General features: G+C 34.0%; 16 protein-coding genes and 1 other RNA gene. 1 reads left to right on the top strand and 16 read right to left on the bottom strand.

The window, feature by feature from the left end:
* Positions 1–49: 49 nt before the first annotated feature.
* The 3 genes from JJQ60_RS15210 to JJQ60_RS15200 form a co-directional block, all read right to left on the bottom strand.
* A complete protein-coding gene (locus JJQ60_RS15210) occupies positions 50–847 on the bottom strand; it encodes an ABC transporter substrate-binding protein (RefSeq protein WP_201922022.1) in 798 nt (265 codons plus the stop codon).
* 318 nt (positions 848–1,165) lie between these two features.
* Positions 1,166–1,978, bottom strand: a complete 813-nt coding sequence (gene pyrF, locus JJQ60_RS15205) for an orotidine-5'-phosphate decarboxylase (RefSeq protein ID WP_201922019.1) — start codon at positions 1,976–1,978, stop codon at positions 1,166–1,168.
* A gap of 20 nt (positions 1,979–1,998) precedes the next feature.
* Complete coding sequence (locus JJQ60_RS15200; RefSeq protein WP_201922585.1) at positions 1,999–3,204, bottom strand: NAD(P)-dependent oxidoreductase; 1,206 nt, start codon at positions 3,202–3,204, stop codon at positions 1,999–2,001.
* A 118-nt stretch (positions 3,205–3,322) separates the two neighbouring features.
* Between JJQ60_RS15200 and ssrA the strand changes: the two genes are divergently transcribed.
* Positions 3,323–3,721, top strand: a transfer-messenger RNA (tmRNA) gene (gene ssrA / locus JJQ60_RS15195).
* Positions 3,722–3,841: 120 nt separating this feature from the next.
* Here the strand turns inward: ssrA and JJQ60_RS15190 are convergent.
* The 13 genes from JJQ60_RS15190 to JJQ60_RS15130 form a co-directional block, all read right to left on the bottom strand.
* Complete coding sequence (locus tag JJQ60_RS15190; RefSeq protein WP_201922015.1) at positions 3,842–4,018, bottom strand: hypothetical protein; 177 nt, start codon at positions 4,016–4,018, stop codon at positions 3,842–3,844.
* Positions 4,015–5,163, bottom strand: a complete 1,149-nt coding sequence (locus JJQ60_RS15185; protein WP_201922012.1) for a protein kinase domain-containing protein — start codon at positions 5,161–5,163, stop codon at positions 4,015–4,017. Before JJQ60_RS15185 ends, JJQ60_RS15190 begins: the two co-directional genes overlap by 4 nt.
* Entirely contained in the window at positions 5,160–5,669 is a 510-nt protein-coding gene (locus JJQ60_RS15180; protein ID WP_201922010.1) for a hypothetical protein, read from the bottom strand. Before JJQ60_RS15180 ends, JJQ60_RS15185 begins: the two co-directional genes overlap by 4 nt.
* A 10-nt stretch (positions 5,670–5,679) precedes the next feature.
* On the bottom strand, positions 5,680–7,275 hold the full coding sequence (locus JJQ60_RS15175; protein ID WP_201922007.1) for a hypothetical protein: 1,596 nt from the start codon (positions 7,273–7,275) through the stop codon (positions 5,680–5,682).
* 336 nt (positions 7,276–7,611) lie between these two features.
* Entirely contained in the window at positions 7,612–9,627 is a 2,016-nt protein-coding gene (locus tag JJQ60_RS15170) for an ATP-binding protein (protein WP_201922004.1), read from the bottom strand.
* A gap of 580 nt (positions 9,628–10,207) precedes the next feature.
* A complete protein-coding gene (locus JJQ60_RS15165) occupies positions 10,208–10,915 on the bottom strand; it encodes a toxin-antitoxin system YwqK family antitoxin (RefSeq protein ID WP_201922001.1) in 708 nt (235 codons plus the stop codon).
* 142 nt (positions 10,916–11,057) lie between these two features.
* On the bottom strand, positions 11,058–11,405 hold the full coding sequence (locus JJQ60_RS15160) for a hypothetical protein (RefSeq protein WP_201921998.1): 348 nt from the start codon (positions 11,403–11,405) through the stop codon (positions 11,058–11,060).
* 28 nt (positions 11,406–11,433) lie between these two features.
* Positions 11,434–15,552 carry a DUF6443 domain-containing protein gene (locus JJQ60_RS15155; RefSeq protein WP_201921995.1) on the bottom strand — a complete coding sequence of 1,373 codons (4,119 nt, stop codon included), beginning with the start codon at positions 15,550–15,552 and terminating at the stop codon, positions 11,434–11,436.
* A gap of 47 nt (positions 15,553–15,599) precedes the next feature.
* Positions 15,600–19,478, bottom strand: a complete 3,879-nt coding sequence (locus tag JJQ60_RS15150; protein ID WP_201921992.1) for an RHS repeat domain-containing protein — start codon at positions 19,476–19,478, stop codon at positions 15,600–15,602.
* A 286-nt stretch (positions 19,479–19,764) separates the two neighbouring features.
* Positions 19,765–20,784, bottom strand: a complete 1,020-nt coding sequence (locus tag JJQ60_RS15145) for a protein rep (RefSeq protein ID WP_201921989.1) — start codon at positions 20,782–20,784, stop codon at positions 19,765–19,767.
* A gap of 43 nt (positions 20,785–20,827) precedes the next feature.
* Positions 20,828–21,103: a helix-turn-helix domain-containing protein gene (locus JJQ60_RS15140; protein ID WP_201921986.1), complete on the bottom strand. Its 276-nt coding sequence runs from the start codon at positions 21,101–21,103 to the stop codon at positions 20,828–20,830.
* Positions 21,104–21,191: 88 nt separating this feature from the next.
* On the bottom strand, positions 21,192–22,244 hold the full coding sequence (locus tag JJQ60_RS15135) for a hypothetical protein (protein WP_201921984.1): 1,053 nt from the start codon (positions 22,242–22,244) through the stop codon (positions 21,192–21,194).
* Positions 22,245–23,504: a tyrosine-type recombinase/integrase gene (locus JJQ60_RS15130; protein ID WP_201921982.1), complete on the bottom strand. Its 1,260-nt coding sequence runs from the start codon at positions 23,502–23,504 to the stop codon at positions 22,245–22,247. It lies immediately after the preceding gene.
* Positions 23,505–23,657 lie beyond the last annotated feature (153 nt).

Raw genomic sequence — 23,657 nt, 5'->3', positions numbered from 1 at the left:
TCAAAACTACGAACTTATTTGATATAAAAGATAGGCTTAATAGAAATGTTTATTCATTTATTGATTTATGAAGTGCTTTAAAGTACGAAAAAGCACCTTGCAATCGAGAGCCATACCACGAGAAATATTCTCCATCTACAAGAATTATTTTAGCCGTAGTGTTAATTTTCTTTATTTCTAAAATATGTTTTTCTGAAAACGGGAAAGGCTCTGAAGACAAAAGGATCAAATCTTGTTCTTTGAAGGATTTGATTTCTTCTTTAGAAATTTCTGGATAACGGTTTTTATTTCCATAAATATTCTCGAAGTTATTTAGCCTTAATACGTGATCAATAAATGTATTATTACCAACCACTACCCAGGGATCTTTCCAGATAAAATAAGCCACTTTCCTTTTCGGAGTATTTTTTACATACGCTTCAAAAGAATCTTGCTCGGCTTGTATCGCATCTATAATCTTGTTTGCCCGGTTTTCTTCTTGAAAAATTTCTCCATATTGCTTGATCATACGTACTGCATCTTCTATTGAAAAAATATCAGAAACATGAACGGTATACTCTTTTTCTAATGTCTCAACAATTTCTTTTGTGTTTTCTTCTTTATTGCATAAAACAATGTCTGGTTTTAGTGCTCTGATTTTTTCATAATCAACTTTTTTTGTCCCTCCGACTATAGTTTTTTCTTTTCGTATACTATTGGGATGCACGCAAAATTTTGTTATCCCTACAATAGTTTTTTGTAGTCCTAAATCTACCAAAAGTTCAGTTTGAGAAGGTACCAATGAAATAATACGTTTTGGAACACCCTCTATCATCAATGTTCTTCCTATTTGATCTACATACTTCATGCTATTAATTTACTATCAATCCAAAATCTTAAACAACTATTAAAAAACACATAAACCACTAATAACTAAATATTTAATATAGGATTTTTCGTAATTTTTTTTTATCTTAGGACTAGTTATTAATTAAAAACACGGGGCTATGGATTCAGGATTACTTAACTTTATCATTTATGGTATAATGGCATTTTTTGTAGTGTTCATTACTTACGGACTTTATGGATATGCAAAACAAGTATTTAACGCGAATAGACGTTAATTTTATTCTTTGTGAGGAATGAGAATCTTTAATAAGGGTGATTCTCATTCCTTTTCTTTTTTTTAGCTTAAAATTTGACTCATTTCTTTTTGAAGCTCTAGTGCCTTGTCTGCTGCAGCTTCAGCAAAATCAATAGCATCTGAAGCATAAATAATACCTCGTGATGAGTTTATCAATAACCCTACCTGATCATTAAGTCCATATTTACAAACATCCTTCAAGTTTCCACCTTGTGCTCCTACGCCAGGAACTAATAAAAAACTATGTGGTATTATTTTTCTAATATCAGATAAATACTCTGCCTTTGTAGCACCAACAACATACATCAAATTCTCTGAGTTCTGATACGATTTTGAAAGCTCTAAAACCTGTTCATATAGTTTCTTCCCCTCAATATCTTTAGTTTGAAAATCAAAAGCGCCTTGATTAGAAGTAAGTGCCAGCAGTATTGTATGTTTATTTTTAAATGCCAAGAAAGGTTCAATAGAATCTTTACCCATATATGGCGCCACAGTAACTGAGTCAAATTTTAAATCCTCGAAAAATGCCTTTGCATACATAGTACTGGTATTACCAATATCTCCTCTTTTTGCATCAGCAATAGTAAAAATCTCGGGATAATTAGCATTTAAATAATTTATAGTTTTCTCCAGAGATTTCCATCCTTTTATCCCGTATGCCTCATAAAAAGCTGTATTAGGTTTATACCCCACGGCTAAGTGGTGTGTTGCATCTATAATTGCCTTATTGAATTCAAAAATTGGATCTTCTGTTTCTAATAAGTGTTTTGGAATTTTATTAAGATCAACATCTAAACCAATACATAAAAATGATTTCTTTCTGCGTATTTGCTCTACTAACGCCTGGGTAGTCATACTTTTCTTTTTTTATACAATTATTCCTTACCATCAACATAATCCTGAAGGTAACTAAATCTTTCAGTTAAAGCACCATTTTGTGTCATTCTTGCTCTTGACAAGACACCATCTTTATCATTATTAAAAAAAGCTGGAATAACATGTTCCAAAAACATTTCTCCAAAACCCTCGCTTGCATCTTTGGGCAACTCACAGGGTAGATTATCCACAGCCATAACTACAATAGCTTTAGGGTCTTTAAAATCAACTTCAGCCTCTGTTATTGGATCATATCCATAGATAGGGTTTGCTATTGTAGAGGCTCTTAATGTTGTTGCAACGGGGCCATCAACATCGCAAGAAATATCTGCTACTACTTTAATATTAAAGTCTTCTTTTTTAACATCATCTCTTGTAAAAATAAATGGTGATCCACTACCAAAAAAATGCCCTGCAATATACATATCGCTTACTTTGGCAAATCGCATGAAGTCACCTTCATATTCCTTTGGATTAGTATAAAAGTCGTTCTTATCTATTGTTTGACCATCTTTACGCTTATTATAATCTAGAACATCTATTTGTACATAAACAGGCTCATCAAAAACAGAATTAAGATACTCATTTACAGACACTTCCTTAATTTTCATAGCATCAAGAATCTCTTTGGCTCCACCACCTACTTTGCCTCTACCAGTAAGAACAATTTTTATATTAGGAAGCTTGATTTCAGTTAATTCTGATTCTAATTCTTTCTGATCTGATAATGTTTCGGCTTTTGGCAATACAAAGGTATCATGCTTGAGTCCCCAGGCCCTAAACCCATTATATGTACCAACAATTCCTGCATACCGTCCAAATCCGATTAATCGAAATCCTCTTTGTCCCACAATAACCTCATGATCATAAAGCTCAATATTTTTATCTAATATTGCTCTAAGTAAATCTCTATTATAGGGTTGTTTTTTAATAGTATGTGAAAAGAAAAAGTATTTTTTGTTTGGTTGTAGTGCTGCAACAGGGACTTCTTTTACTCCCAATAACACATCACAATCAGATAAATCATCGACAACTTTGAATCCCATCTCCTCATAGGCAGAATCTTTAAAAACTCTAATATCAGAACTTTCGACGGTAAATGAAGCATCCAGAAACTTAGATTTTACTTTTTTTAAGCCATTAGGAGAAAAAACAACACGACGATCTGGCGGGTTTTTACGTTCTTTAATGATACCGAACTTGATCATATGGTTTTGGTATGTATTTTGTTGATTTAAAATTGGCGCTAAAGATATGACAATTATAGTTATATTTGCCAACCATAATTCTGAATTCAGAATTCTTAATTTCTAATTAAAAACTGGGGTCGACTGGTTTTGACAGCGAGATTAATAGAATGGTAAGCACGTCGAGCGCTGGGATATAGCTCGTAAATATCATATTTCACTTTTTTAAACGGCGAGAATAACTACGCCCTAGCTGCATAATCCGAATTATAGTAGGATAATGCCTCGGCTCACAAGGTGAGCAAGCAGGAAGTCTCCCAATAGCCTTGGTTTGCGGCGATTGATTTTGAGACTTCGTAAAAGTAAACCTAGAAATTGTAGGATCTTGATATGATTTTGAAACTTAATCGAGAATAAGCGATACGTTGGCGGTTTTTGGTCTTTCATATCGTCGAAAACTAAACAAAAACTAAACGTGTAGAAAGCTATTTTGTTACTTGTTTGGACGAGGGTTCGAATCCCTCCGACTCCACAAAAAACTCCCAAATCACTAATGATTATGGGAGTTCTTATTTTTAGTCGACAAATTGGTCGACAATTATTTATTTTTAGTCTTGATAATTTTAGTTTCAAATAAAGAAACCAAAAGAGAATATTAATCTATTTGAACCGAAATACCGTTGTACGTAAATACAAGGTTATCCTCTTCTTTTTTTAAACCAGAAGCTTTAACACGGTCATCAAAACAAACATTACAGTAGCTATTCGACTTATATGCCAAACTACTAACATTCATTTCTCTATCACAATATTTACAATTATGTTTACTCATAAGCTATCTGCTAATTTAAGAATTTCTTTTCTAAGTGTTCTATCTGTGACTTTTTCTTTAATTTTTCGAGTAACCTCCTGGATATTTTTTCTTGGCACTAAACGATATTTTTTTGAATCTTCATTTTTCTCATAATTAATAATACAATCAACATCATCCTTTTTAAAAACAATAGAATTTTGACCAATTTCTTCGCTATATGATGAAACACCTGAAGGGAAGACAAGTTCATTTAAATCGCTTTGAACTTCATAAAAATTATTATACCTATTCTCAACTTTATGTGCAACACATCTTTCTATAATAGCAATTATCTTACCAGGAATATAATTATAATAATTACTACCATCTGCATATAGACCTTCTTTAACATCCTGCTTATATCTTTTGAGATTTGCTCCAAATTTTTTAATAGCATCCTTATCTTTCTCTTCAGGATTGCCAAATAAACCTTTTAACACCTCAACATCAATTTCATAATCATCTTCTAAAAAGTTTCTGTAGTAGTCATAGCAACACATACTATAAAAAAGGATTCCGAATTGATATATATCAGCGGTTTTATCTACAACACCTTTTTTAGTAAATTCGTCTGGAATTAATGCCGGGTATAAATTTTCAGCATCAACAGTTAAACCATCTACTAAAAAACGTGACTGGCCAAAATCACCTACAACTAATTTACCATCATTACCAATAAATATATTAGATGCTTTTAAATCCAAATGTAAAATATCTAAAGAATGAAGATGTATTAAACTTTGAATAATATCGTGAGCATATCTGATAATAGTATCTAACGGAAATGTATAACCAGTATTATAATGCGATTTAAGAACACTACTAAGAGTACCGTTCTTCATATATTTTGTTACTACTCTTGGTATTACATTTTCATTATCTTCAGTATCACAAAAACCTACAAAATAAATGGGTAGAATACGTGGATGTTCAGAGCGTGAAAGTTTTAACGCTTCGTGAAAAAACTGTTCTATTTCTTCATCTTTTACCTTTCCATTTACGTTAATATCTTTTACTGCTACTTCTCTTTCGAGTCGAGTATCCATAGCCAGATACGTAGAACTAAAAAATCCTTGTTCATCAAAATCTTTTATTTTCTCAATTTCTACAGTTGTTAATATCATAATTCTAAATAATTTTTATAAGCAAGTACTGCTAAAAATGATTCTTTTATTGGTGGAATATTTAATCTTGTAGGCTGTATGTCTAATTTAAGGTTATAATCTTTTTGCAATTGCTCTAAGTCAAGGTCGTAAATATCATTGTTATTAAGAAGTGATTTTATTGAAGCCTTTTCTAAATGTCTATTTTTCATATTATAGCTACCAGCTAAAGAAAGCATAACTCCTTCAAGATATAGCTTAAAAAAATCTGAATTTTTTGGTCTACTGTTAAAAGAATTACGTTCAGTTTTTTTTACCACAATTGCATCTATATTGTATAGGTTTATGAGTGAAATTATATTGTCTTTATGCCAATTAAGAATTTCTCCAATATTTATTTTAAATGAAAATACTGATGGGCTTCTAAATACATTAGTTATAATTTCATCCTCTTCTGTAAGTATTACTACTGCTAATTTCCCATAACCCTTGAGTACTGAGCAGTGTAATCCTAAAATATTTGCCATATTATATTATTTAATAAAATTTCTCAATTATACTTTTCAAATTTTTAAAGTCATTTTCAATTAGAAAATCAAACAGTTTTTGCCTATTGTAATATATATCTAATCTCTTTGGCTTTAAACTACCCCCTTTTAATTTATCTAAGTCTTCAATAGCCTCTTTGGTGTATTCACTTGATGATATATAACAACCTTTAAAAACGTAGCCTTCACCAATATCTTTTTTGAACTTTTCTTTAATAAATGGAAGTGTCTTTCTAAAAAACCAACTAATTGTATTTTTTGTTTTGTAATCACCTAATGGTATTGCATAAGTTGATTTGTAACCCTTTAACTCAACGACAATAATCTCTTTAGGATTAGAAGACTTAATCACATAATCATATTCATAACCCTCAGTTGTAATGGTATTATCTTTTTTATTGGTAATATTTTTAGAGAAATAGAAATTAGGTTTTATCTCCGCATTTGGATATTGATGTTTTAATACTTGATACATAATAACTTCAAAGAGTGTCCCTTTAATAGCTTTCAATTGATCGCCTTGTCCAGAAACATCAATTGTTGTGAGCGTATCTTCAATAATCTTTTCAAAATCATCTTCTTCTAATAACTTTTTATTGATTTGAAGTTTAGATATGTTCTCTAAAACACTAAATATATTTGACCCATATATTGAACCAATATCATAACTTAAAAAGCCTAACTTTTTAATCTTGTTTAAAATTAAACCCGAACAATTCTTATATACAATTATTGGTACAACTTTACGCTTTCCTTTAGAAACCGAATTAAGATTAATTTGTATGCGATTTAAAAAGCCATCTAAATCTATTTGCTCATAATCTCTACTTATTAACACGTCAAATACAACTAAAGTTTGTTTCTCTGGGATATTAGAATCTTTGGCAAGAGAAGGATTTATACCTGTAGTCTTTGTATAACCAAAAGCATCCCAAACTAAATTGTTATGTTTAGCACCTTTTGAAGGATTGTTTTTATTTCTATAAATAATATTCTTATTGTCAATCAAATTAGATTTAACTATCCAATCAATAATATCCTTTATAAATGCTGTGTCTGTGGACATTTTAGCATAATGGATGTGCATTAGACTCTCTTCGTCTTTCTGTTTTCTTTTTAAAATAATATACTTAACTAAATTTTTATCAACCTTTTGATATACAATCTCAAATTTCGATAATAACGTAATTAAATCATCCAGATAATCAACTTTTGAAATACCCTTTATCAGTGGTGAAGCTGTGATTTTTAATGCTTCATAATAAGACAAAATACCATCGCTTATATCTAAAGCAACAAGCAAACGATACAATGTTGGTCTATGTTTTTTACAAATTATCTTTATTCTATCTTTTGTAAAACTGGTATTAGGCTGGCAGTAAGCATATTGCCCTTTACCAAAAGTTAAAGGTGTTGAAGATTTAATTACACCTTTTTGAGTTGCACGTTGTATTATTTTACGAGCATTATTGTTTGTTATTTTAAAAGAGTCTTCAAGAAGCTGACATAATTCATTACTTACCTTTACATTTTTATCTTCAAGAGACTTTAGAATAAAAGATTCATATTTATTTAAATTAATCATAGTAAATGTCACACTGCACTTATATTATTTAATTATAATATTAATAAGGCTCATTTCATTTTTAACCACTATATAATAATTCATTTTAAATATCTGATTTTCAGATATATAAATAATTTTTAGATTTCCTATTTTTAACAGAATAGAAACAAATAAACATATTTTTTGTCACAAGCATATTAATTAATTTGTCTTCCAACCATCTAATCCATTAACAAAAACATCTGCAAAATTCATTATTTTCCTTTCAGGTAAAATCATACCGGTAATGCTTTATGATTTCATATATCTATTCTGCTAAATCTAGCATATAACAGTTAAAATCGTTTATTTTATTTAACTTGCTTGATCACTACTAATTTGCATCGTTAACACATTAGATGCCTCTTTATCTAGTGAAATACCTTTCTCTTTAAGTTCTTCGAGTACTGTATCCTTAAACTCTAGTTTATCAATTAAATGTCTATTTTTAAGATGGTAATTGGTGAATATATCATCCCAAGTCATTGCATAAATTTCAAAATTCCTTATTGACTGTACTAGAAATTTTTTGCTCTTATTTTTCTGATTCTCATACAAATCTATAATGTAGCTATCTACTTTTTTACCAATAAGAAGGAATTTCCATTTCCTGTTTTGACTATTAAATTGTTCTTCCTCCACTATATACCTCAAATAACCTTCAATCTGTCTAAACTGCTTATCTCCAATTACTACTGAAGGTCTTTTTAATTCCACAATAATATTTTCCTCAATAGTATCTTCCTTTGAATTTGGATCTGGGGTATACACTTTTCTACATATAAATATATCAGGTCTTTTAAGTTTATTTTTTCTATTAAGCTTCTTAACAACTGGTTTTTCGCCTTTATCCTTAATAAACTGCAAATAGTTATTAAGCAATATTTCGAAATTTTTATCTGCGGAAACAATATGATATTGCTCTCCAAATAACCAATAGTTTGCTTCAATTACCTTCTGGATATGATCCCTTTCATTAGTAAATTTTTCAAGATCATAAACAAGTGTCTTTAATACTTTTACCACGTAATGACGATGCTCCAAAAACTTTACTAAAGTTATAATACGTTGAAGTTGTGTATTTTCTAAAACCTCAGCTAATTCTGTTCTTTCCTCTTCACTTAATTTTATAATGTTTTCTAAAATTAATAATATATTATCCCTTTCTTCAGTATCAAGCAAAAGATTTAAAAAACCTACCAATGTTTTACTTTGAGTAGTATTAAGGTTTTGAAATATTTTAGGTTCCGCACAATATATTTCCTTAACCACATTTTCTAAATCTTGCTGCCTTAATTTTTCATAAGCATTTGCTTTAAATTTAGGAAAAATACCTTTTTTGTAATAACTAGTTATCAGTTCATCAGCCTTATTTTCTTTAATAAACTGTTTTTCTTTATTACTTAGAAATAAGTTTAATTGACTTATTAGAGATTTAAATGTGCCATCAGTTTGATTAATCTGAAAACTCAAAGTAGGCATATCGACTTTGGTCTCCTTAAAAGAATCAAAGTAATTGGATTGGATATACAAGGAATGATGAAAGTCAATTCCTCTATTATTAAATGAAGTATGCTTTCTTCCTTTTTCCAACTTATCATTATCCAAAAAGTAATAATAATATTTATCACCAATATTCTTAGACCATCTGATATAACTTATTCTAAAATCATATTCACCAACATCTAAATCAAAAGTATCAGTATCCGCAATGATTGAGCTATAATCAATTTCAACCCCATTCAGGGTGAGGCTATAATTTTTATCTTTGTTTAAAAATAAGAACCATCCAAATTCACGAGCAAGAAACTCAATAAAATCTTCAGATTCTAGTAAATCACTGGTAAGACCAAAAAAGCCATCAAAAACAACTTTAGTACCTGTCCCAGAGGTTTGAATCTTTTTTTCTTCTGACACCGTGTAATTAACGCTATCTGTTTTCTCAATCTCAATTGTATAGTTCAAAAACTTTTCCTTATTTTCAAAAGTAGTATCCCATTTTACCTTATTGCAGAAAGAAGCAAATGAATATCTACCTTTTCCTTTTTTACCTTTTACAAATCCTGTAGTTGAAAAAGAGTTTGCTTTTTGAGAATCTAAAAAATTACCAAATGTATCTTCTAACGTTGAAATGTCAATACCAGAACCATTATCGCTAATTGAAAAATGATTGATATAAGTTACCTCATTCGCATCAAAATTAATATCAACTTTAGAAGCATTCGCATCAAAACCATTCCAAATATACTCTGCTATAGCTATTTTATAATCATTAGGAAGCCCACTTTGCTCAATACTTTTTGAGGTTATTTTGGCTGTATGTTTTTTCATTATTTTGGGTTATTTCGCAGAAACACCTGTTCCTCCTTCAGGGTTTTACACTGAAATTACAATAAAGACAAATTCTTTAAATACTATGTTTTTTAATACAATTTAGATATAAATGATTTCATACCTGAACCAAACTGTACTATCGTGGGGTAATTTATGAATGACTAAAAATATTAATCTTTGAAATATTAGACAAACTATTGAGAAGATATATTAATATTGTTTTCCAGAAAAGCCTGCAAACAAGATGGCATTTCGTACCTAGTTAACAGCTCACTTGTTGTAAGATTCTCCCAATCACAAGTTTTTGCATTGTACTCTCATCCATTATAATTACTAAGGGACTTTGTTGAGAATTTTTGTTTTGTTGAGATCAGAACCTTCTCCATTAACAACAATGTCGTTCTGTCCTGCTTTCTTCTTATATAAAATGTTGTGGTTCTTTCTTGCCAATATACAATAGCATAAACTATGACCGGGGGAGGATAAAATAAATCTATATATAGATTTAGGCTCTCATCTTTAACTGAATCACTAATATTTCTTACGAATTCTTCTGGTTTCAGAATATGAAAAAATATTACTTATATTTCCCTGTAGAAATAACAATCCCATTGGTGTCAAAATACTCCCAAGTACCTGTTTTATTATCTAATTCATACCTTCCCTTTTCAGAAATATTTCCATTTGGGTAGTACTTTTCATAATTGCCATGCCATAAATCAGTCTGGCAATGGTATATTTCTTTAATTAAACCATTTTCATAATATTCTTTCCATTCTCCATCCCTCATCCCATTATGATAATGTCCTGTAACAGATAAATCCCCACTAGGATAATATTCTTTATGATCTCCATGCCATTTTCCATTTTGAACAGGAGTAAGTATTTTAGGAGTACCATCAGCATAATAATATGCAAATATACCGATTGGAATCCCCATATTGAATTCCTCCTTAGAATGTACATTACCATCATCATGATAAGATTCCCAAACCCCATGTTTTTTACCATTAACATAGTTCCCTTTACCTGATAATCTAGTTCCTCTAAAAAGACTGTATGTTTTAGCTATCCCATTTTTTACTCCATCTTCATAAGGTATTGAATCAACGGAAAACCCTTTGTCATCGTAAAATGCCCATACCCCAATTCTTTTTCCACTTTTTATATTACCCACAAACATAACTTTACCATTTTTATGATACTTTATTCTTTCACCATTATCTAAAAAAGAACAACTTGTAAGAATTAATGATATTAATACTAATTTTAATTTAGATTTCATTATTTGAAAAGGTTTAATAGAATTACCATATGAAAGTAATTCTGTTATAAATTCTATAGCAAAAACCACAACCGTTATAAAATAAGTTGTGGTTCGTTCTGTTAAACTTGTTCTGCAACAAGCTTTTTATTGAGTATAAAGATTATTCTCTACTTTCTTCATCTATCTCCAAAAAGATATCTTGCAAATCATTATTTAGTTTTTTACCATCATATGTTAATTCAAAATCACTTGATTGCCCTTCTAAATATAACCGTCCATCCAATATCCCAAGAATATTTGAAATAGAATCAACTTGAGTTTGGCGTATTATTTTAAATAATACCTCTTTCTGAAAACTATCTAATTCATTGTACAGACCAAGAGCTTCTTTCCAATACTCATCACTTACAGTGTCTATAGCAGTCGTTTCAAATAAATCTTTGTAAACATTCAGATTCTCATTTATAACTGAATCACTAATATTTCTTACAAATTTTTCTGGTTTCATAATACAATTTTAATATTACACTGTAAAATTATGGTTTTTTGGCAAATGCACTACCATACATTGCTTTATTCATTTTGATTACGGATTGCAATGCCTCGTTAGGTATATCAGGATATACCCTCCTAAGTTCAAAAATGTCACGAGCCAATACTTGACGGGGACTTGTTAAACCTTTAGTACTTCTTGATACAATTCCATTAACCCCTCTAATTGTATGTCCAACCTTAGGCACTAGAATTGAAGGAGCAGTTCTTCTATTATAATTAGGAATTAGTCTTTCCATCAAAGCAGCTTGACCGACATGATGAGCATCTAAACCTTTTTCTAACCCTCTAATTGCATTGTATTTTCCAACTTTCCACAGGTTTGAGGCGGTATTCGTTGTTAATGATCCAAGTCTACCTACGGGAACTACGCCTATCGCATTTAAGTTAGCTTCTGCAGGAGTCATTGCATTACCTCTTCTATCTTCACCCGTAGCAGAATAACTCGCAGTATCCCAGAGAATAGCTATAGGATTAATTTTATCTGTCTCATAAACAAAACGATTTATATTATCCATAAAACTACCACTACCATCACCTCCATAATTTCGTTTATACCATTTGGTAGAATAAATATTGGCTTCAGTCTGAAGAGCAGCTCCTGCATAGGTAGGGTTAAAACCTCTGTGGTCAGAAACCATAACTTCAGAAAGAGCAGTTCTATCACCTTTTGCAACCCAACTTGATGTTTCAAAAATCTCTAATGCCTCATCATGGCTGAAATTCCATGAGTGCCCGGCACCATTGTTAGCATCATTGTTGAACCAAATGGAACCTCCGCCATCAGGAGTATTATTCAAATTAATAGTGATAGTATTTCCGCTTATGGATATAGCATTTGCATTACTATCTTTATTGTCATCTCTATTATCTCTATTTCTAGCTTCACCATCTTTCGTACTATTTCCACCACTAGGATCCGCATAATAGATCGGGTTATTATCAAAAGCATTATAGGTTGATAAGCCATGATGTATTACGGGGTCTTGTCTATTCCACCTTGCAGTAGTTGGATCGTAACTACGTAAAGGCATCTCATACCAGTTTAGTCCAAGACCTTCTTCTAGTTCTGTATTATTGTACTTATAGTTATGTTTTTTACCTCTAATGGCAGTATTATACCCTCGATGTGCAAGTCCAAAGGGATAGTAATTATTTTCTTCTACAATCTCCTCTTGGGTAATGCTACCATCATCATTCTTGTCTGAATATGATAATCTGATGTTACCTAGGTGATCAACAAACTGGTAGACATAAATGAATCCATTATTTGAGGGTTCTACATATCCTTCGGGTTGCCCCATAAACTCAAGATCCCCGTTTTTGTATTGAGCACCACCGGCATATTCCGTTGTGATAGTATTAGTACCATCAGTAAGGATCTTTTTTAGCTTGCTCCCTGTAGCATCATAGACATATTCAATGGTTTTGTTGGTATTATTCTCAAAGGTAATCTTAACGGGTAAATCCAGATGGTTATACTCGATATTAGTAATTCCTTTGTTTTTATCTACGGTGATACTCCCATTTTGGTCATACTCATAATCATTACCTACGGTATTACCATCTTTAAACCCAAAAGTGGTATGGCCAGCATCAGTTACACTTAATAACTTATGCCCTGTAGCTTCATAGGTATAGGATAGTTTATCCATCCCCCCAAAAGTCGTGGCATTAGCATCTAGGTGTCCTTTTCTATCCAGAGATTGGATATTCCCCATGTTGTCATAAGTGATGCTACTAAGATCATACTTACCATCATTACTAATCGCTTGGGTTAATCGATCCAACGCATCATATTTATACCCATACGCCCTCTGGGTATGGTCGTTGGCGGTTTTCCAGGTGATCTCGCTGATATTACCGTTATACAGGGCTTTTGCCCCAAGATTTTCGGTAGGTTTGTTATAATGGATCGCATAGCCAAACAGATCCCCATTAGCGGTATCGCCATCATTAATCGCCGTTAACCAACCGCGTATGTTTGTTTTGTAATCTACATGCTGCAGGCCGCCCCCAACATTTTTGGCCACCAATTGCCCAAGATTGTCATACTCGTTACTGGCAATTACTTCTTCGGTCTGATCATTGATCTTTTGCGTTTGCGTAAGTACTCTACCTATATGATCATAGGTAAACCTATCGATGGTTACAATCGGTGCATTACTGCCTTTTGTATGGGTGGTGGTACTTTGAATCACTTTACCTGTAAAATCTAATTCGGTCGCTATTGTTTCTATAGTATTTAGATACTCATCTTTACTTACTACATATACAGGTCGTGCCTTGTTATCATAATAGGTTACTGAAGTGGTCCAATCATTGGTTTCTAGAACCCTTACTTTACCTACCGTAGGAAGGGTTTTGGTATTATTAGTTATAGGCACGTTATAGACTGTGCCAGGATTAGCAAGCTCTATAGGAAGATTCACATTATAATCATCATAATAGCTAATGGTGTATAGCTCAATACCAGTTGTTGGGAAAGCCATATTGCTATAATGCACCGTAGTCCCCCCTATATCGGTTACCGCTCCTCGTTGCTCCCAAAGAGTAGTGAGGGCATTAACCTCTAGCTGAATTGCTGCCCGATCTCGGGTATCGATATACATCCCACTATAGGAGAATCTACCCAAACCATCGTATTTGGTAAAGAGCCATTGGCCCTTTGCATTCATGATTTCATCCTGGGTCAATACGGGTTGATCAAGTTCGTTATATACGATATACTCCCACCCTTTGCCTGGGTCTTTCCTTTCTATCAATCGGTTAAGTTCATCGTATTTATATTGATATATCAGTTCATTGAGTTCTTCGGTAGAAATTCCATCACTTGTCACCACCTTTGGTGGTATCACGTACGTAAGATTACCATAATCATCATAGACATTATACGTATCTATTGTTTGCCCATTATTGTACGATCGGCTTAAAAGTGTACGCCCATTTTTATCGGTAAAACTCTCTGCCGTTTTGTTCTTGCCATCGGCTGGGGTCCAGTTTTCGTTTTTAACGATACTCTTGCTTAGCTGTCCTGCTGCATAGCTACCATTGGGTACTAGTGTAGGAACACCCCCCGTCATCACCACATCAAAACGCAATACTTCTGATGCTTTATTAAGGCCATATGCTGATTTTACGGTATGCTCGTTGGTCACATACTTGTGATACTCTTTAATGTATTGGATAGGACTAAGATCGTAGGTGCTTCTTATCTTTACTCCGTTGGTTAAAGGCCTTGGATTACCACCTATTGGAGTAATCACAAGGTAGTTATTTTCAATGCTGGCTTTATAATCGATTGGGGTATCGTTTACATCGGTCAACTGCCCTAAATCTGCAAATTCGATTTCAGGGTAAACATCGATTTTTCGAAGTTCTCCTGTAGACAATACCTCGATGCCCAATTCTGGCCTTGCCCATATCCATAGTTTAAGCTCTGCATTGTTAATCGTTATAGCAACGACATTATCCAAATCAATAGAAGTATATGCAGGTGCATAGGGGTCCAAAACGTCGGATGCAGTCCAGTTCTTTACATAGTTTAAATCGGCTGGAAAACTGGCATATACCGGATCTTTATGACGCGTATACTTCCAGGTTGCTCCCGGAGCCGCTTGTTCTTGTGCCCGATTAAGCGGGGAAGCCTCCAGAATGGTCTCGCTATAGGCATTGACTTCTTCTACAGGTACTCCTGCAAAATCATCGGGATATTTGTTTTGGTAATAGGCATTGATATCCTGGTGGATATTCACTTCTCTGTAACTCCCAGGTACGCCTGTGGCTTCAAAAGGCAGATATTGTTTGGTTTGTCTACCCAAGCCGTCATACTCGATATGAGAAATAATATCTTTATTGCCCGTCGAGGCATTGATGGCATTTTGCTGTATGGGTCTACCCAATCCATCATAATAGGTGATGGTTTGGACTTTTTGATCTTCGGGTGCCGTCTCTAAGGCATTGGCAGAAGTAAAAGGCTGTAGTGCCTGTACTGCCATGACATAGTTTTGATCTTCAGACGGGACTAATCCCTGGGCATAGGTAGTGCTTATGGTAAGCAGTAGTCCTATGATATATAGTGTGTTTTTGATTATAGTATTCATCAACGTATATGTTTTATGTCTTTGTTTCATCTTGTGGTAGGCTTAGGTTATTGGTTGTTATCAGGTTGTGAAATCCCGATTCCGCCTCCGCCGCCACCGCCGCCAGAGCTACTACATTCTGAGTCTCCTATGCTAAAGGTTCGGGTCGTAGATGGTGTCTTACCTGTTATATTATCGGTGATAATACATTGTACGGTTTCTGATCTTGGACCGCTACATCTTAGGGTAATATTTAAACTAGATGAGCTTCCTTTATAGCTTCCGTTGACATACCATTTGTAGCTATAGCTACCAGAGCCTGCTGCTGCTTTGGCCAATAGTTCTAATTTTTTAGTCCCTGTAGGCGAACTATGGCGTATCGTGGCTATAGAAGCTGACCATAGGCCATCGTATACGTTCATGGTTGTTGTTAGTGTTTTAGCGTCTCCGGTCTTGGTATCGCGTACCACACATTGTATGTTTACATTGCCATAATAGTTATAATTCATATAGAGACCGAACGATTTTTGGCTGCTGGTATAGGTAGCCGCACGCCCGCTAATAGTCCAGTTATAGGTATAGCTTCCTGATCCCCCGTTTGGAGTTACATTAAACGAAGCCGTAGTGTTTATAGCATGATTTGCAGGTCTTATGATTTGACCAGCCGATCCCGAAAGCGGGGGATAAATACTAATCGACTTGTTCACCACCTTGGTTTTACTGGTAATGATATCGGTGATCGTAAGTTTTACAGTAGCCATACCCTCAGCACCTCCTGCTTGCAGACTAATGTCTTTGGTTGTAAAATACTGAGTAGCACTACCAGGTTTAGTGACCTCCCATTGATACGAATATCGCTCTGATCCTCCACTCACTGTAGATCGAATCTGTAAGGTGGTATTGGTATCCATCCAGTTCTTATCTGATGTAATACTAGCCACTATAGGATCGTACTGTATCCCACTATCGTTATAGTAGTATTTATTAATGATATTATGCTCAGCATCTCGGGTATGCAGTAAACGATACAAGCCATCATACTCATAATAGATAGTATATCCTCTTGGATCGGTCGTACTGGTGAGTCCAATCAGCGGATCATAGGTATAGGTGGTTACAATGGCATTAGGCAAGGCATCGCGTAGGGCATCCAGCCCTTGTCGCAGGGCACCTTCGGCACCGGTATACTCTAACGTACGATCGATATCGGCATTCGATTTGGCTTTAAGATCGTTAACAAAACCAGCTACTTGATTATAAGTTGCATTACCGATCTTAGCGATGGGGTATAGATCGTTATATCCCCAGATATAGACCGTATGTGGGCCTTTACCTTGGGAGACTTCTAAAGCATTTCCTTTGGCATCATAGCGGTGATAGATCGTTTGATCTTGCATCGGAGCGCCTTCTTTGGCCCCTTGTATCACAGAGGGCAGGTAATATCCTGTGGCTGTGGTATTAAAATTTACTACCGCAGTGGCTTGTTTTTTAGGCCCGATAAAGGTTTCTGTCTTTACCGGTGAGGCCATACGATGCGCATTGATAAGGGTTGTATTATTAATATCAGGATGATACGGGTAGTAATAGTTCGATTGCTGTTTCTCCCCTTTAGAATTGGTTTGCGTCTGCCCTATCATTTGGTGATAAGCATCATAGAGATATTCTGTGATGTTTTCGGTATACTGCGTAGGGTCTGTATCCGAATAGGTTCTGCTTACCACTCGTTTTTGAAGCGGTTGGATGTTCGTTTCTTTATACGTTTCTATTTCATATTTCTTCATCCAAGCAGCAGCATCTTCATCACCCACGGCCAGGATATATTTTGCAAATGAAAACCCTTGTACCAGATCAACTTTATTCATCGCTTGTGTTGCCCAATGTTCATAGGCTACCTGCGTACCTTCTTCATACACCTCACGAAATCCAGGAATCAACTGATGCAAGTACGGAAGAAGTCCGCTACCGTTCCTTTCTAATTCTCTACGGATGAATTCTCTCAAATTCAATTCTTGTTTTACCCCTTTGTTAGAACGCACTTTAAGCCCATAGGGATAATTAGGATCTAAGGAGTTTCCGAAGGCATCCCTATTCATCTGCACAGGGATATATTCGTAATGTTGTTCGGTCAGCAATTGTTCGGTGGGTTGTGGAGTACCATCGATATGCTTATAGGTACGTATCGATTTGATTCGGATATCGCCCTCTACCTCTCCACGAGGAGCAAGATTATGAACTAGTGAATCGCTAAAGTTTCCTATATTTTCAAACACCTCAGGATCTTCAAAGGTATAGACTGTTCGTCCGTTATGGATCTCTTCGTTGGGATCCGAAGATACCACTCGTTCACTCACCTGTGCATAATAAATAGGTTCGGCAGGGCCTACATAATTTGCACTGTTTGTGTTATGAACTACAGAGTTAATTTGGGCACTAGAGCCTAACTCTTCTTTGCTATAGTCATATTCCTTTTTTGTACATGCTGTGGTAGTTCCTCCGCAACTCTCGATGCTTTTTACTCGAACCCCGCCATACGCTTTAGCGTATGAATTCAATTCATATTCGATCTTAGTTTGTCCGCCGCTTTTACCGGTTATGGTTTTTAAGGCGCCTTGCACGGTTCCTTTAAAATCGGGATACTCTCGTATAACAGGATCTGTTTCACTCGACGATAATTGCCTTCCGGCATAATACCCCCATCTATCCATCCCCAGGGTCGCTTCTTCTGTATCAAATTCATAATCAGGAATCGCACGAGGATCCTCCTGATGATAATACTCGAATCGAACCTCTAACTGATCATTCTTTTTGATCTCGGTAAGCAAACGTCGAGATCGCTGGGTAAACAAATCGTATTTGTTAATCGTATTGTTATGAAAATCGGTAAGGGCAATACGATTATACTGTTGATAGGTCCCTGAAGTACCTGGTTTAACAGTAAAATTTAAAGACCCTTCAGCAAAGTTGATTTTGGTGAGTACCGGGGTGGTCACATCCACATCCATACGCACATGGGGATAGATATACGGATCTGTCTTGGGATCATCTCCTTCAAAATCCTGATCGAATAAAAACTCTGAGGATAATGATTTTAGTGAATACACCTTAGGTACAAAAGCCTTCTTTCTATCGGTTTGGTGTTGATACTCAAAAGTAATTTGCTGGGTGGTATTGGGCGGTTGTATACTGCTAAGATACCAACTACGAGCATAAGTATAATAATCTCCTTCTGCCAAAGGAAGAAAACCCAAATCAGGCTCATAGGGATCAAAGATTTCTTTGGCCCCAAAAAAGTATTTCACTCCTTCAGCATCGATTACTTCGATTTGGTCCCAACCAAAGTTAACCACTACATTATGATGAGATAACAGTACCGGTTGGCCATTGTTCCCGATCTTAAAGGAAAAACTTAAGGCGCCTGCATTCACTTTAAATAAATCCGGCTCGCCATCGACCATACCATTAGCCAGTAGATACGCATGATGTTCTTTCATCACTTGCTTACCGGCAGTACCCGGGCTGTTATTCGGATCAAAATGATAATAGGGATCCAAGATGCTATCTTTTAATCGTTCTGCTCCATGATATCCTTTAGGATGATCATCGGGCAAACCTCTAACTTCTCTAGAGATCATCCCGGTAGCAACAAGACCCCAACCCAGTCCAATGGGTGAGGGTTCTTCCATCACCTGTAGCCCGGTATAGCGGTATTGCAAACCTACCGGCCAACTTACTCCGTTTTGTTTGATCGTATAGATCGGTACAGACTGTTGTACGGTCCCAGTGGTGAGATCTACACTAGCACCACTGGCTTTGGTCGCTTTGGCAGCTGTAGGTGCAGCCTTTATAGCAGTACCATAGCCCCCGTAAAAACCCGATTGGGCGATTGTATTTTGAATGAATAGAAAGCTAAGTACTAGATATACATAGCGTAATACTGAATGGTTCATATATGTGATTTATTTTGAGGTTTCTTTAAACAAAGCGACAAAACTAGTGCTAATTTTTAAAACGCATGGGGGGAAAAACCCCCTGTGTTTTCAACTTTTCGATAGGATGTCTTAAATAATAGTTGAACAACACAAAAAAGTGATGTTTTTTCTCAAATGTTACGGTTTTCCTCATAGTTTGCATGATGTTTTTCTGTTTTCTGATGCAATACTAGAACATCCTAGTTTCATTTTTCGATACTGGGAAAAATAATTTTTACATTCGATTTACCTTATAAAGAAAGAACTACTCTAGACTAGTATTTATATTATTTTCTAAAAGAGCCTGCAAGTGCGAGGGTATCTCATATCCACTTAACAGTTCACCTGTAGCAACATTCTCCCAATCAGCTGTTTTTGAGTTATATTCCCATTCGTTATAATTACTAAGCAACTTTGCCGAGAATTTTTGTTTTGTTGTTTTCTTTGGTGAGTTAAAACCAAATCGATCAAAAATACGCTTACCTTTCATTGCCGTTAGTATTGTATCTAAAGCTTTGATATAGATTTGTGCTGTACTTGATTCTTTTTCTCTTTTTCTTAAATCTGGTTCGGTAAATATTTTACTTCCGTATTTTATAATTTCAACTAATCCATTCTCTAAATCAGTTACTCGTTGAAGATTTTGAGCTTTTCTATTAACAAATTTTGGTGTCCATAATTGCAACCATTCAGCCAATAAAACCTCAGCAGTATATTTATCCTTAGTAATTATATGCAAATGTGGGTTGTATGTTTTCTTCTTAGGGTTAAAATTACACTCTAGTGAACGCACCCCAATGAGCATTTTCCCTCTGCCTCTTTGGTATCTTTTACGGTGCTTTTCTGTTATTCTTTGTATGCCTTGTGTAAACTTTTTAATGTATTTGGGTAAGTTATATGCGTTGCAGGATTTCACAGTAAGAGTAAGAAAATAGGGATCTTCCCATTCTTTCATCACTGGAAAATATTTATTAATCATCTCTGCTTTGCGAATACTACAACACAAAGTACAAAAGCGGTTTTTACAATACTTCCCATATAATCGCCCGTCGGCTGTAACAATATTCTGTTGGCAGTAATAAGTATTCCAATAGGATTTTTCCAATTCTGGTTCTCCATTTTCTTGTGCTACCTCTATTAATCGAAGCATCATTATTTGTGTGATGGTTTTTCGTTTTGCTCTACCTTTTAACGCCTCTTTTTTGTTGAGGTCAGAACCTTCTCCATTGACAATAATGTGATTCTGTCCTGTTTTGTTTGTCCCACTTTCTGCTAATGTATACATACTACCTGATTTTAGAAATTGTAATACCCAATAAACAAAGAGGTTAAGCCCTTTTGTATTTAAGTGACTTAACCTCTGTTAATGCGTTATCTAAATCAGTTCTTTTGATAAGTAATATTCTACCCACTTTTTGAGCTGACAGCGTACCTCGCTTTATGTAATTATGCACTGATTGCTCAGAAACTTTTAGAAGTTTTGCTGTTTCTTTTACGGTAAGGTTTTCGGGTTTTTTTTCTTCTATTGGTTTGTGTTTAATATCTAATAGAAGTGTTTCAATATTAGCTAGTCGCTTATTGAGAATTTCGAATGGATTATTCATTGTACCAGTATTTTAATTTTACTGGTGTAAAGGTCATTAGAGAATAAGATTATTACCTCTCATGTATGGTAATTGAATGGTTGTTACCTTAATAATAAGAATGATAATTACTCTTAAACGTAGATATTATCGCTTCTAAATCATTTACTGCTTTCTTATCTTTCATACTACTTAACAACCTCTTGGCTTCTTCTAAATCCTTGAGATGTTTTGAATCGGCTGTTTTATTCTCACTCAATCTTGTTAATTCATTTGGTTTATTAATTCTTTTTTGAAGAATTTTTTCACTTTTAGTACTGGAGTGTTTTCTTAATATTTCCAAATAATTATCAGAAGTAATCACAATTCCTTTAATAAAATATGCTATTGCTATTTGTTTCTGGCTGAAATTCTTGTTTTTTGGTTGCTTTGTTTTCTTGACCTTTTCACTTATTTGATTAAGATTACTTTTCTCTTTTTCTATGAGTAGCTTTTTTTCATAAACTTCTTGCTTCTTCTCAAAAAACTCTTTCTGAAGTTCTATATAGTTCTCATCTTCTTTCTGAAGCACCTTGTTTTCTATTTCTTGATCACCCAGAGAGTTTAAAGAATTATTTATTATCTCCAAACTTTTCAAAATCCTGGAGTCCCTAAAAACTTGAGATAATGATTTGAAATTAGCGTCTAAAGCATAACGAGATAACTTCTCTAAATCAACAAACATTATCCCTCTACCTTTAACAAAATTCAAACAATTGAAAAAATTGATTGTCAACCTTTGCAATTCATACTTGTTATCATAAATATGTTTATGACTCAAAACTATGTTTACAAACTCTTCTGCTGCCATAGAAAAAGTTGCTTTCATTTGGAGATAATATTTTGTACAAGCCTTATAACCTTCATCCTTGGTCTCTCCTTTACAATGTTTGCAATTCTCTTTTATATCCTTTGGCAAGGCATCTTCCATACACTGCATAACAGCCTTATCCACTTTTTCAAAATTCTCTTCCTCAACTAAAAACTCTTTAAGATAATCTACATAAGTTTTCTCGCCTGATATTTCATTTAAATACTTTGCAGTTTCATCGCTTAACTGAATAGTACCTATTTTTGACCCTTCTTCTAGTTTTATTTCTAAACCAAACCCCTTTCTCTTCATTTAATTCACTCTCTTTAATAGACCAATATCCATGTTAAAAACTTCATTTACGGCTTCCACTTTGGAAGCATCATCTACCTGATAATACTGATTTAACGTTTTCATATCCCTATGTCCTGTTATCGATGCTATTAATTTATCAGATAACCCTTCTTTTTTCATCATCGTAATAAACGTTCTACGTGCTGTATGCGTACTAATACGTTCATAATATGGCATCGTCACTCGTATATTCTCTTTTCCTTTTGTAGTCGTCTTTACTACCTCATCGGTATACCCTGCTTTCTTAAAAACTTCTTTGATATATTCGTTCTGTTTTTGATTAGCTATCAATGGTAATTGATAATCATACTTACGCAGAATGTGTAGTGATATTTCGTTTAATGGTATGGCACGAGATTCTTTCTCTGTATCTTTTTCCTCTTTTAAAACAATAGAATTATTTACTATGTCTTCTTTTTCAAATAATTGCAATTCTCCAAACCTCATTCCTGTAACACAAGAGAATACAAATACATCTCTAACTTTCTTTAATCGTTCATTTTTAAAATCATAATGCATTAGATTCTGTAAATCAATTTTAGTCAAAGCTATCTGTTTAGTCACAACTCTCTTTTTCTTCTCAAAGCTTAGAAATATATTATTGTAAGTATATCCCTTTTTTAAAGCCCAAAACATAAACGTCTTGAACAGTCCAAGGTTTCTGGAATACGTATTATTAATATGACCACGAATATTCATACAATAATCTGTAAAGTCTGCGTGAAAAACTTCATTTATATTGCTAAACGTTAGGTTATAGCTCGTTTGCTTCTCAAAATCTTGTAATATGTTTTTGATATTCTTATACCGCTTAATTGTAGAAGGTGACCATTCTTGCATTTTAATCTTATAGTCCATAAACTCATCAAATGCATCATAAAACGTATTCTTTCCTGTTGGTGCTTTCTTGAAAATGGTATCAAACTCCCTTTTTAAGATTTGTGAAGTAAAATCTTCTCCCATTGCTTTACATCTATTTTGTATTAACTCAAAAGCATCTGGGTATCGGTTCAGTTGTAGTTTGATAATGCTACTACTTGCAGTCTTATGTTTACCTTTTAGAATAGGTTGTTTATTCTGTTGATCCCAATTTATTGGTTTTATCTTCTCGCCTGTAGAATACAAAAACTTCTTTCCTTCGCTTTTAAAGTAACACGAAAAAATAATTAATGTTTCCTTTTCAGATTTCGGACGTTTTAAAAAGAATGTTGAGGTCATTAATTGAATATTATAGTCGACAACCTAGTCGACAATTATGTTATATTTAGATACTATTCTAAACTATAACAAAAATAAACAATTACCTTATTTAGATGTCTAACAGCTTGATATATTTATAAACTGTTATTAACAAGACACTAATAGTTCAAT

The organism is Aquimarina mytili (genome assembly GCF_016735115.1).
Lineage (GTDB): Bacteria > Bacteroidota > Bacteroidia > Flavobacteriales > Flavobacteriaceae > Aquimarina > Aquimarina mytili.
The sequence above is the reverse complement of the archived record's forward strand: the minus strand, read 5'-3'. Positions and strand labels throughout refer to the sequence as shown.